Source organism: Microcystis flos-aquae FACHB-1344, assembly GCF_014698375.1.
Classification (GTDB): Bacteria; Cyanobacteriota; Cyanobacteriia; order Cyanobacteriales; family Microcystaceae; genus Microcystis; species Microcystis aeruginosa.
This window is the reverse complement of the sequence record NZ_JACJSW010000191.1, coordinates 1-11,978: the sequence shown is the minus strand read 5'-3', so window position 1 is coordinate 11,978 and position 11,978 is coordinate 1. Positions and strand designations below refer to the sequence as shown.

General features: G+C 41.6%; 9 protein-coding genes and 4 pseudogenes. 6 read left to right on the top strand and 7 right to left on the bottom strand.

The window, feature by feature from the left end:
* Nucleotides 1–7 precede the first annotated feature (7 nt).
* A complete protein-coding gene (gene corA / locus H6G48_RS19320; protein ID WP_190722887.1) occupies nucleotides 8–1,168 on the top strand; it encodes a magnesium/cobalt transporter CorA in 1,161 nt (386 codons plus the stop codon).
* Between the two features lie 570 nt (nucleotides 1,169–1,738).
* On the opposite strand, the gene H6G48_RS19315 is transcribed toward corA, so the two are convergent.
* The 3 genes from H6G48_RS19315 to H6G48_RS19305 all read right to left on the bottom strand — a co-directional run bounded on the left by H6G48_RS19315 (nucleotide 1,739) and on the right by H6G48_RS19305 (nucleotide 3,485).
* Nucleotides 1,739–2,248 (bottom strand): tetratricopeptide repeat protein, encoded by a 510-nt coding sequence (locus H6G48_RS19315; protein ID WP_190722886.1) that lies wholly within the window; start codon nucleotides 2,246–2,248, stop codon nucleotides 1,739–1,741.
* A gap of 108 nt (nucleotides 2,249–2,356) precedes the next feature.
* Nucleotides 2,357–2,869 (bottom strand): hypothetical protein, encoded by a 513-nt coding sequence (locus tag H6G48_RS19310; RefSeq protein ID WP_190722885.1) that lies wholly within the window; start codon nucleotides 2,867–2,869, stop codon nucleotides 2,357–2,359.
* A 130-nt stretch (nucleotides 2,870–2,999) separates the two neighbouring features.
* A complete protein-coding gene (locus H6G48_RS19305) occupies nucleotides 3,000–3,485 on the bottom strand; it encodes an allophycocyanin subunit alpha-B (protein ID WP_004162595.1) in 486 nt (161 codons plus the stop codon).
* A gap of 232 nt (nucleotides 3,486–3,717) precedes the next feature.
* On the opposite strand from H6G48_RS19305, the pseudogene H6G48_RS27260 reads away from it, so the two are divergent.
* The 3 genes and pseudogenes from H6G48_RS27260 to H6G48_RS19290 all read left to right on the top strand — a co-directional run.
* Nucleotides 3,718–3,861: pseudogene (locus H6G48_RS27260) on the top strand (slipin family protein); the annotation flags it as partial.
* 90 nt (nucleotides 3,862–3,951) lie between these two features.
* Nucleotides 3,952–5,139 (top strand): RNA-guided endonuclease InsQ/TnpB family protein, encoded by a 1,188-nt coding sequence (locus H6G48_RS19295; protein ID WP_190722884.1) that lies wholly within the window; start codon nucleotides 3,952–3,954, stop codon nucleotides 5,137–5,139.
* Between the two features lie 44 nt (nucleotides 5,140–5,183).
* A pseudogene (locus tag H6G48_RS19290) lies at nucleotides 5,184–5,825 on the top strand (slipin family protein); the annotation flags it as partial.
* Between the two features lie 46 nt (nucleotides 5,826–5,871).
* Here H6G48_RS19290 and gorA read toward each other — a convergent pair.
* Complete coding sequence (gorA, locus tag H6G48_RS19285) at nucleotides 5,872–7,224, bottom strand: glutathione-disulfide reductase (protein WP_190722883.1); 1,353 nt, start codon at nucleotides 7,222–7,224, stop codon at nucleotides 5,872–5,874.
* A 174-nt stretch (nucleotides 7,225–7,398) separates the two neighbouring features.
* Here gorA and dacB point away from each other — a divergent pair, with 174 nt between their 5' ends.
* Together dacB and glgA are read left to right on the top strand one after the other, a co-directional pair.
* Complete coding sequence (gene dacB, locus H6G48_RS19280) at nucleotides 7,399–8,823, top strand: D-alanyl-D-alanine carboxypeptidase/D-alanyl-D-alanine endopeptidase (protein ID WP_190722882.1); 1,425 nt, start codon at nucleotides 7,399–7,401, stop codon at nucleotides 8,821–8,823.
* Between the two features lie 245 nt (nucleotides 8,824–9,068).
* Nucleotides 9,069–10,547, top strand: coding sequence for a glycogen synthase GlgA (gene glgA / locus H6G48_RS19275; protein ID WP_190722881.1), 1,479 nt, complete (start codon nucleotides 9,069–9,071; stop codon nucleotides 10,545–10,547).
* Between the two features lie 136 nt (nucleotides 10,548–10,683).
* Here glgA and H6G48_RS19270 read toward each other — a convergent pair whose 3' ends face one another.
* From H6G48_RS19270 to H6G48_RS19265, 3 genes and pseudogenes are all read right to left on the bottom strand, one after another.
* Nucleotides 10,684–11,484, bottom strand: a complete 801-nt coding sequence (locus H6G48_RS19270; protein ID WP_190722880.1) for a tetratricopeptide repeat protein — start codon at nucleotides 11,482–11,484, stop codon at nucleotides 10,684–10,686.
* A 19-nt stretch (nucleotides 11,485–11,503) separates the two neighbouring features.
* A pseudogene (locus H6G48_RS26500) lies at nucleotides 11,504–11,803 on the bottom strand (hypothetical protein); the annotation flags it as partial.
* Between the two features lie 3 nt (nucleotides 11,804–11,806).
* Nucleotides 11,807–11,978: pseudogene (locus H6G48_RS19265) on the bottom strand (IS630 family transposase); the annotation flags it as partial.

Genomic DNA, 11,978 nt, shown 5'->3' with positions numbered 1-11,978 from the left:
CTCAACTATGAGCAATAACAAAAGATTAACTAGGTATAAAAAAGGGCGAAAATCCTCCCAGACAAAACCCCACCTTTATGATTATCACTATAACCAACCCGGGACGATGCCGGGGTTAATCACCATCGATGAAAATGCCGTTGCTACCGAGATATTTTTAATTAATTATAATTCTCAACAAGCCACTAGAGTTAATAATCTCTTACCTCAAGACTGTCTTAAATATTTATCCGATGATTCCATCTCTTGGGTTGATATCGTCGGTTTGGGTAATGAAGATAAACTGCAAGAGTTGGGGGAAATTTTTCATTTACATCCCTTAACCCTTGAGGATATAGTCAGTATTCCCCAAAGACCAAAAGTGGAAGAATGCGAGAATTATATTTTAATAATAGTGCCAATGGCTATCCTGATCGATCATCAGGGTTTTTTGCTAGAACAAATCAGTTTAATCGTTGGGAAGAATTATGTTTTAACCGTGCAGGAAGAAGGACAATACGATTCTTTAGAGGGAGTTAGGGAAAGAATCCGTTTAAATAAAGGTTCCATCCGGCAGCAAAAATCGGGTTATTTAGCCTACGCAATTTGGGATGCTATTATTGACGGTTATTTTCCTGTTTTAGAGTCCTACGGAGAAAGAATCGAGGAGTTAGAAAACGAAATTTTAGCTAGTCCCACGGAACAGACTTTATCACAAATTTACCAACTGCGTCAGGAATTACTCTCCCTGCGACGAGCAATTTGGCCGCAAAGGGACACCCTCAATGCGCTTTTACGCGATGAGTATATTGTCATCGATACAACCATTAAACCCTATCTAAGAGACTGTTATGACCATGTGGTACAAATTCTCGATGTTATCGAAAATTACCGGGAATTTGCCAATGGTTTAATGGATTTTTACCTGTCTTCCGTGAGTAATAAAATGAACGAGATTATGAAAACTTTAACGGTAATCTCGACGATTTTTATCCCGCTCACCTTCATTGTCGGTATTTATGGCATGAACTTTGATACTGATAAATCCCCCTATAATATGCCCGAATTAGAATGGTATTGGGGCTATGTATTCGTCTGGGTGTTGATGCTAACCGTTGCTTTCAGTTTAATCATTTTCTTTTGGCGACGCGGCTGGTTTAAGAACCTATCGACAGTGAAGAAAAGATAAACTGTTAAGCAGATTAGACAGACCGGATTACCTTGCCGGCATCTAGCAAGAGAAAATGGCTATTGCAGAGAAATTAATAATTTAGTGTCTACGGTATTTTTTAACACTTTCAGTTGATGGCTTCTCATTTTGTCCAACCAACTATAGTGCTGGCTGTGACATTGATAGACGATATCGATGTCACCAATCTCTGACTTAACCTGAGCCAAGTAGTTTTCTAGTTCGCTAATTTTCATAACCAATCTCGCTTGCGCTGAAGGACATCAACCCCAAACCAAGAATTATCGCTAAAGGATAGGGGTGACTACAGTTACTATTATAGGCCGATCATATATTCTCGAAAAAGTTCTTATCTAACAAAGTTAGCTAATGTCAGGGTTAGATGATATTAGCGAAGTTTCTTTCTAGTCGTCTAGGGGGCAGTGCCATTCCTAGGCAAAGGGGCTAATTTACCGAAGAAGGGCCGCAGTAATGCCCAAGCAATGTCGATAATCGCAACAAGTCAAGAAATAAAAAATTCTCGATATTGTCTTTCACTTCGCCCAACTTCGATGATTAATTCTTTTTTCATTACTTTTTAGGTTCTGGGGGTGGCTGTTTAGAAGCTGCCGCAATCGCTTGATTTAAACGGGTTAATTCTTCTTTAAACTTCGGTTCTTGGGGATAGTTTTTGACTAATTTTACTAGAATACTTTTGGCTCCAGAAACGTCTTGAGTTTGTAATCTTGTTCCATAAAGAACTAGCATAACTTCCAGATTGTCGGGATATTTTTGATATAACTTTTCTAAAGGTTCTCTGGCTCCGATAAAATCTTTTAACTGTAAGCGAGCTTGGGCTAGTCCTTGCAAAGCAGTGGGGTTATCTGGTTCACGTTCGAGAATTTTCTCGTAACCTTTGACCATTTCTTCTAATTTTTCGGTAGGAATAGTTGCCTCTTGCCCGGGTTGACTGCCTTGGGGGGAATTAGAATTATTATTTTTCCATAAACCTAAAGTTGGCACCACCATTAAAGCCAGAAATACTAAGCCAGAGGAAACAATTAAGACTCGTTTGAGCGTATCGTTATTTTTTTTTGGCATACTTTTTAAAGATTAGAGATAAGCAATTTTGTAGGGTGCGTGTTTGCGGCGATAACCTTGGAATGAAAAACCAAAATTAGTAATCCGCACCCCACGCACCAGATAAGATTAATCCGTAGTAACTCGATGAAATTCGTGACCCCAAAGATTATAAGCCCAAATTCCCAAGCCAAAACTACCTAAGCAGAGGATGGTGAGCATCAGGAAAACTTGCCACCTATTGTAACCTGCTTCCTGAAGTTCTAGACGACCAAGGATAGTGGCGGCTAAGAGGATTAAAACTCGACTAAATACCGCCCACTTGTGGAAGATAAAGACTACCGCCAAAGACCAGCCGAGAATTGATAATACAGCACTAATATCGTTTTTAAACCAACTGCGGAAAAATACCGGCATTAAGTGACTAAACAGAGTTAATCCTAGGGCAATTGAGAGGATAACCCCTACCGCTAGGATATAGATGATGATTTCTAGCCATTCGCTAGTGAGAGTCCAATTCATCTCATCACCGCGGGCAAGTAACCAATCACTCCATGATAAACGCTCATGGGTGATCGACCAGCCAAACACCCCATAGACCGATGGAATCAGAAAAGTAAGTAGTACAATGCGCCAAAACATAATCAGTTATCAGTGATCAGTTATCAGTTATCAGTGATCACTGATAACTGAAAAAAGTCAAGCCTGAACTCTGAAAGAGACGAAAATTGCCCCTTTTCAGACTTCAGGCCCTTGGGATTGTCCCGATCGCTTAGGACATATACTGGATGATAAAGTCGAAGTAGGGGGCTGCTGCCACGGCATCCTCTTGAGTCAAAAGACCTAAAGCGGCCTCTTTGAGACAACGAATCGCCTCCACCATGCCGGGGATGGGAACATTAAGAGAGTTATACATCTCTTTGACCCCGATCAGACCGGTTTGTTCGATCGGTCCCTTATCTCCGGCTAATACCCCATAGGTAACTAGACGGAGATACCAACCATAATCGCGCAAGCATTGATTATATTGACGCTGACCGTAGGCATTACCCCCCGGCGCTCTATAATCGGGACGTTTCTTGAACAGTTGTTTTTGAGCCTGATCGACGATTTTTTTCTCATTGTCAGCGAGAGTCTCGGCAATGCGAATTCTCTGCTCACCGGTTTTTAAAAATTGCCCGATACCCTGTAGTTCACCACTACTAGGATAACGAAGTTCGTCGTCGGCTTTGAGGATGACTTGGCTAACTACGCTCATAATATCAAGGTAAATTCTGATAACATTCTGTAGTTTATCTCAGGTCGGGGTCTGGAAGTCGAGTCATCGCTGCTGGTTGGGCAATTCCTAAAAATTGTAATATTTCGTTATGAGTTTCCCCGACAGCCCGGTTACTCTCTAGAATGAATGTATTAGTGGTCAGGAGCGAGGAGATTGTAATTGAGATGTCACCGCACACTGATTAACTTGAACCCGATAAGTGGTAATTAATATGGAATTTCTAGCACCCTTGCTGTTGATAGCGGGCATTCTGGGGTTAAATGGCTTTAAAATCGATCGAGAATACCAGCGTGGTGTTATCTTTCGTCTAGGTCGTTATCAAGACACCAAAGGCCCCGGACTGTACTGGATCATCGAAAATTTGGGTCTGAAACCCCGTCGTTCTACGACGGCTTTACTGTTAAATATGAGCATCGTTTACGAAATATATGCTAAAATGTGAGACATGGAAAAAGCCTATTCGTTTCGATTTTACCCAACACCCGAACAAGAGTCGCTATTGCGGCGCACTTTGGGCTGTGTAAGATTAGTTTACAACAAAGCTCTCCATGTCAGAACACAAGCTTGGTACGAAAGACAAGAAAGAGTAGGCTACGCTCAAACTTCTTCAATGCTAACCGATTGGAAAAAGCAAGAAGAATTAAACTTTCTCAATGAAGTAAGCTGTGTACCTTTACAACAAGGGTTAAGACATTTACAAACAGCTTTCACTAACTTCTTTGCTGGTCGTACTAAGTATCCTAACTTTAAGAAAAAACATCAGGGAGGAAGTGCCGAATTTACCAAATCTGCTTTTAAATTTAAAGACAAACAAATCTATTTAGCCAAATGCACAGAACCTTTACCTATTCGATGGTCAAGACAAATACCAGAAAGCTGTGAACCAAGCACAGTAACAGTCAGATTACATCCGTCTGGACGCTGGCATATCTCAATAAGATTTGATGACCCAACAATTAAGCCATTACCCCCAACCGATAAAGCCATCGGAATTGACTTAGGAATTAGTAGCCTTGTGATTACCAGCGATGGAGACAAGGTATCTAATCCTAAGCATTTTAAGAAACATTATCAGAGGTTGCGAAGAGCAGCGAAAAATTTTTCTAGAAAACAGAAAGACTCAAAAAATCGGGAAAAAGCGAGAATCAAAGTAGCAAGGATTCACGCTCAAATCACCGATAGCAGAAAAGACCATTTACATAAGCTAACCACTCAATTAGTTCGTGAAAACCAAACGATTGTAGTTGAGAATTTAGCCGTCAAGAATCTGGTCAAAAACCCGAAATTATCTCAGGCAATATCTGATGTTAGTTGGGGAGAAATTACCCGACAATTAGCCTATAAATGCCGTTGGTATGGAAGAAATTACATCGAAATAGATAGATGGTTTCCTAGCTCTAAAAGATGTAGTAATTGCGGGTATATTGCTGAAAAAATGCCGTTAAATGTTCGAGAATGGGATTGTCCAGACTGTGGGACTCACCATGACCGAGATATTAACGCCAGTAAAAATATTTTGGCCGCAGGGCTTGCGGTGTCAGTCTGTAGAGCGACCATAAGACCAGAACAGAGTAAATCTGTTAAGGCAGGTGCGGAACCCCGCAAGGGAAAGAAGCAGAAACCTAAATCGTGAGGTTTGGGAATCGCCGTCCGTTTTACGGCGGTGAGGATGTCAATCCCCTAGTTGACCAAAAAATGCAGCTGGATATTCGCACCAAAACCGTCGATATCGCCCCGCAAGAAACTGTCACCGCCGATAATGTCACAATTAAGGTTAATGCGGTTCTCTACTATCGCATTATCGATCCTAGCAAAGCGATTAATAAAGTCGAATCCTATTCTGCGGCCGTTTACCAAGCGGCCATGACCACTTTAAGAAATGTAGTTGGTCAAAATCGTCTCGATGATGTCTTGCAAAAACGAGACAAAATTAATCAAGCAGTCCAACAAATTGTCGATGAAATTAGCGAACCTTGGGGCATTGATATCGAACGGGTGGAGATGAAAGATGTGGAAATTCCCACCGCTATGCAGCGAGCTATGGCCAAGGAAGCGGAAGCATTGCGAGAAAAACGCGCCCGTTTGATTAAAGCTGCCGCAGAACAGGAAGCCTCCTTAAAATTAGCGGAAGCTTCCCGATTAATCATGGAAAATCCCGCCGCTTTGGAATTACGCCGCCTACAAATGTTAACGGAAATTGGAGCGGAAAATAACACCAGTACCATCATTATGATCCCCTCCGATATCTTAAATCTTGCTCAAAAATTAGCCGAAAAACCATCACAAAATGGCTCAATTGTCAATAGCCAAAAGGGTTAATTTTCTCCGGTGTGTTAGGTTGGTTTAACACACCTAAAATTGCTAATCAACGCATGGTGACGAATTCCTCAGCAGCACTGGGATGAATGCCGACTGTGGCATCAAAATCGGCTTTTGTCGCCCCCATTTTTACGGCAATGGCTACTCCTTGAATAATTTCGGCGGCGTGATCTCCCACCATGTGCGCTCCGAGAATTTTACCACTTTCCTGATGGACAACTAATTTCATCAAAGTTTTGTCCTCTCGGTCTGGTAAAACATTGTAACCGGGGCGGAATTTAGACCGATAAACTTTAATTCCCGTGTCACCATATAGGTTTTTTGCTTGCAATTCTGTTAATCCCACTGTCGCCGCTTCAGGAGTAGAAAATACTGCCGAGGGAACGTTTTCATAACTCATTAACCGGGGTTTATTACCAAAGACTGTATCGGCAAAAGCTCGCCCCTGATTAATGGCCACGGGAGTTAAATTAATTTGATCAGTACAATCGCCCACGGCATAGATATTATCTTCGCTGGTTTGGCTATACTCGTTGACGACAATTGCCCCGTTTTTTACCTCGACATTGACATTCTCTAAGCCCAATTTTTCCAGCTTAGGGATTCTTCCAGTAGCGGCTAATCCTAGGGCATCAACAAATAAGATTTCTGAGATTTCTTTACCCTGAATATGTACTTTTAAACCCGCAGCAGTTTTCTCGATCGAAGTGGGGAAAGTTTGGGGCATAATTTTAATTCCCTGACGGATCATTTCCGCTTGAATCTCATCGCGGATATCCTCATCAAACCCTCTTAAAATCTTGTCTTTACGGATTAACTGCACCACTTCTGTCCCTAATCCGTGCATAATACCAGCAAATTCTACCCCAATATATCCTGCCCCTAAAACTATAATTCTTTTCGGTTGTTCTGGCAGTTGAAACATGGCATCAGAAACTACCGTATGTTCGATCCCCGGAATATCAGGTTTAACGGGATGTCCCCCCACGGCAATTAAAATTTTATCGGCAGTAATTTTCTCGTCTCCCACCTCTAGGGTATGGGTATCAATAAACTTGGCATAATTAGGAAAAATCGTCACTTGAGAATTATCGAGCATCTTTTGATAAATGCCATTCAAACGTATAGTTTCCTGATTAACGGCACTAATTAATTTTTGCCAATTTAACTGACTCTCTACTGGACTCCAACCGTAACCTTCCGCATCCTTAAATAGTTGCGGAAAACGACTAGAATAAACCATTAATTTTTTGGGAATACAACCGCGATTAACACAGGTTCCTCCCAAACGATCGTATTCTGCTAATCCCACTTTTGCCCCGTATTCGGCTGCCCGTCTAGCGGTGGCAATACCACCAGAACCACCACCAATCACCAATAAATCAAAATCATAACTCATAAAAACATCCTCGCAAATGAATAGAAGTTTGACGGAATCAAGAAACTTTTTTGGCAAAAAGGGGAGCGAATATCTCGGATCAATCCCTAACTGAATCTATCGAGTAACTAGCAGAATATGGTCACTAATGCTGCTAAATTAGAGTCAATTTACCTACTGCCAAGACTTAATTCTATGCTAACACGCCGCTCGAAATTATCTTTTCTCTTGGGGACTTGTTCCCTATTTCTCTGGGTAAACCATCCCGTCACCCTCGCAACCCCCATCAGTCAAGACAATTCCCCCCCTTCCCAGTTTATCTGTCCAGCAGACTTAGCCACCAGGATCGATCGCATTTTGGCCCGACCCGATTATCAAGGCGCTTATTGGGGAATTTTCGTAAAATCCCTTAATTCTCAGGAAAATCTCTATAGTCTCCACGAAAATAACTTTTTTACTCCCGCTTCTACTGCGAAATTATTAACCACTGCCGCCGCTTTCAGCAAATTTAACCGCGATTATCGTCTGAAAACCCCCATTTTAGCCCAGGGCAACCCCCCCGATTTAGAAACTTTAACCTTAGTCGGGAGGGGAGATGCAACCATAACCACAGAAAAGTTAGAAAAATTAGCAGAAAAGTTAAAAGCACAGGGAATTAACTCAATTTATCGCTTAATTGTCGTTGCTAGTCCTTTTGTCGTCTCCGATAGTCAAAAAACCTGGGAATGGGAAGATGTCTTTTTTGACTATGCTGTACCCGCTTCTAGCTTGGTTTTAAACGAAAATTCCGTCACTTTAAAGCTTTTACCGCGACAATTGGGGCAAAGCTTAGATTTACAATGGTCTGATCCCATTGCCGCTAAACAATGGCTAATTGAGAATCAAACCAGCACCGCAGCGCAAGGAAGCCCGAATACTCTGGCAATTAAGGGCAATTTAGCCAATAATCGCCTGATTATCACTGGTTCTCTGGCTATTGATAGTCAAGATGATTTTAATTTAGCTATTCCCCAACCCTCGGAATATTTCCTGGCTCGCTGGCGTAATATCCTTGAAAAAGCGGGAATTACCGTTAAAAACGCAGAAATTAGTTCACAGATTCTCGGCCATGAGATCACCAATTTAGAATCAGAACCCCTAGCATATTTGGTGGAAAAAGTCAATAAAAATAGCGATAATTTACTAGCCGAAACCCTACTACAAATGCTCGGCGGTGTCTCGGGATTGCAAGAAACTTTAACAAAACTGGGAATTAACAGCGATAGTTATAAAATCGGCGACGGTTCGGGGCTATCACGACAAAACCTAATTAAACCCAAGACTTTAGGTCAAATTTTACAACTAATGGCAGAAAATCCTGATTATCGGCGTTCTTTAGCCATTGGCGGCGTTGATGGCACTTTAACCAATAGATTCCGCCAGACTCCCCTAGAAGGACGATTACAGGCAAAAACCGGGACTTTAACCGGAGTTATCGCCCTCGCGGGTTATCTAGCAACCGCCGACAATCAACCCCTAATCTTTAGCATAACCGTAAATAACAGCGATCAACCCGCCACCACCCTCAGAAACGGCATCGATGAGGTGATTTTGCTCCTAGGACAGTTAAAACGCTGTTAATCTTCAGGAGACAGGAGATAGGGATTTGGGGATTTGGGGAGATAGGGATTTAGGGAGATAGGGAAATTTCAGCTAAATTCCCCCACTACCCCAACACCCCAACACCCCACTACCCCAACACCCCAACACCCCACTACCCCAACCCGCAACTAATTCGATCGAGTCAATTAATCACAGAAGACTGTATACTTTTGTAAAAATTGCTTCTAGCTGACCTGTAGATTAATCGACGGAGTTATTGATATATGTATATAGTTCAGGTTGCCTCTGAGTGCGCCCCAGTGATTAAAGCTGGGGGATTGGGGGATGTGGTATATGGATTGAGTCGAGAATTAGAAATTCGCGGTCATTGCGTGGAGCTAATCCTACCCATGTATGATTGTATGCGCTACGACCAAATTTGGGGCTTACACGAGGCTTATCGGGACCTGTGGGTACCTTGGTACGGTGGGGCAATTCACTGTAACGTTTTTTGTGGTTGGGTACACGGGCGCTTGTGTTTCTTTATTCAACCCAATTCGGGCGATAATTTCTTTAATCGCGGTACTTACTACGGTTGTAAAGACGATAATATGCGTTTTGCCTTCTTCTGCAAAGCCGCTTTAGAATTTTTGCTCAGAAGTAATAAACGTCCCGATATAATTCATTGTCACGACTGGCAAACTGGTTTAATTCCGCCCTTACTTTTTGAAATTTATAAATATCATGGTATGGGCAATCAGCGCGTTCTCTACACCATCCATAACTTTAAACATCAAGGATTTGCTGGTGCGGAAATTCTCTGGGCAACAGGATTAAATAACGATACTTACTACTTTAGCTATGCCCGAATGCGCGATAACTTCAATCCTTTTGTGATTAATTTTATGAAAGGTGGTATCGTCTTTTCCAACTATTTCAACACCGTCTCACCCCACCATGCTTGGGAAGCACACCACACCGATGTTAGTTACGGTTTAGGTCATACAATTCACCTGCATCAACACAAATTTACTGGCATTCTCAACGGTTTAGATTACAATATCTGGAACCCGGAAGTGGATAAATTTATTGCTGCACCCTATGGTATTGATAACTTCTCCGAGAAGGCACGCAATAAGAAGGCACTGCGAGAAAGACTCTGGTTAAGAGATGAACCAGAAAAGCCCTTAATTTGTTATGTCGGTCGTTTAGATGACCAAAAAGGCGTACATTTAGTTCACCATGCCATGTACTATGCCTTAGCTCGCGGGGCGCAATTTGTCCTCCTAGGTTCCGCCACCGAATCGTTAATTAATAACTGGTTCTGGCACGAGAAAAATCACCTAAATAATAACCCTGATGTCCATATTGAATTGGGCTTTAATGAGGAATTATCTCACCTCATTTATGCGGGGGCCGATATGATTGTGGTTCCCAGTAATTTTGAACCCTGCGGACTGACACAAGTAATCAGCTTAAAATACGGAACCGTTCCCATCGTCCGGGGAGTTGGTGGTTTAGTTAATACGGTTTTTGATCGCGATTATGATACCTATCACCAACCCGAAGAACGCAATGGTTTTGTCTTTTTTGATCCCGATAATAATGCCCTCGAATCAGCTATGTCCCGGGCATTGGAATTGTGGTACACTCAACCGGAAGAATTCCAAAAATTAGCGATTCAAGGCATGGAATGCGATTACTCTTGGAATGGCCCCGGGGAAGAATACGTTGCCCTGTATGAAATGATTCGCCACAAATAAGCTTTCTTGTCTCTAGCAATTCCCTGGCAGTTGTCAACAGAAATTCAAGGAATAGATTTGTTGAAATTTCCAGGGTAATTGCTTTAGTTCTGACCGACTCTTAACCCCACCAACAAACTTTTTTAGTAAACCCTACCTAGTAGAGCAGAAATGTTAACTTTGCTTGGTATTCTTGGGTGAGGGGATGACTAACTCCTAAAATCTGAAATATGGCTAACATGGCTTTTCTTGCCCCATCCTGACGATATTTTCTACTTTCTTCCACTACGCTGATCAGTTTATCTAAAGCGGCGGCATAATCTTCTTTTAATGCGTAATTAATCCCAGTAAAAAATATCGAATCGAGGGGATTATTTTCTGATTTTAACTGTTGAAATTCTAGGAGAGTTTTCCATCCTTTGATAACAGGATTTTCCTCTTTAATAGCACTGATTAATCGATAAGCATCTGACCATTTTTCTAGACGCATGAGAAATTTTACCGCCATAATAACTAATCGCGGTTCGTTGGGATATTTAGGAAAAAGACGATCAAATAATTGTTTAGCTGCGGGCAAATTATCGAGAGCAATCGCTTCTTGTATTTCTGCTAATCCTGTTTCTAATTCCGATTTTAAATCGAGACGGGAAAATAAGTCTCTAATTTGTTCTTCTGGCAAAGCACCAACAAAACAGGGTAACACTTCTCCCTTGCTGACAATTCGCACATCGGGAACTCCTTCCACATCGTATTGTTCGGCTAATTCGGGATTTTTATCTATATCTATTTTGGCCAGGATAAAATTATATTCGCTTGCCAGTTTTTCTAGCATCGGTTTTACCAATTTACAGGGTCCACACCACAGAGCATAAAAGTCTAAAATCACCGTATTTAGATAGGATTTCTCGATCACTTCACTGTCAAAATTTGTCCCATCTACCTCAATAGAATATCCCATCTATTTCTCCTCTAATCACTTATTTTTCAGCTGGTTTTGTCTCACTTATCTCTTTTATCCAAAGGGCTAATCCTCCCCCTCGTCCCCGGGCTGCCATCATTGTTTCTGTGATCAAAAAATAGGCAAAAAATGCCTGTTTTTTGATGCTTTCCTGATAAAAATTCGCTTCGCTTACCTGGCCATTTCTAATAAAACCAGAATAGAGAGAGCGATTAAATAGGGTTAGGTTGAGCCTGGTGAAATCAAAGGCAAGAAGACGGGTTTTAGGAAAAAACTTAACCGGACCGCTTACGGATAGTTTTACTGCCCCTAAAACTATACTTTAGACGTTCATAATCTGAGATTTATTAAACTTCTGAAATCGTAGAGTCAGCAAGGAATCCAGTTCTTTTTTATGTTTCAGATGGGCATCATTCAGACATTCATAAATAGCTGAAGAAAAGTCAGAAAAGTTCTCATAATATTTACCATATAAACATTTCTTTTTGACAAAT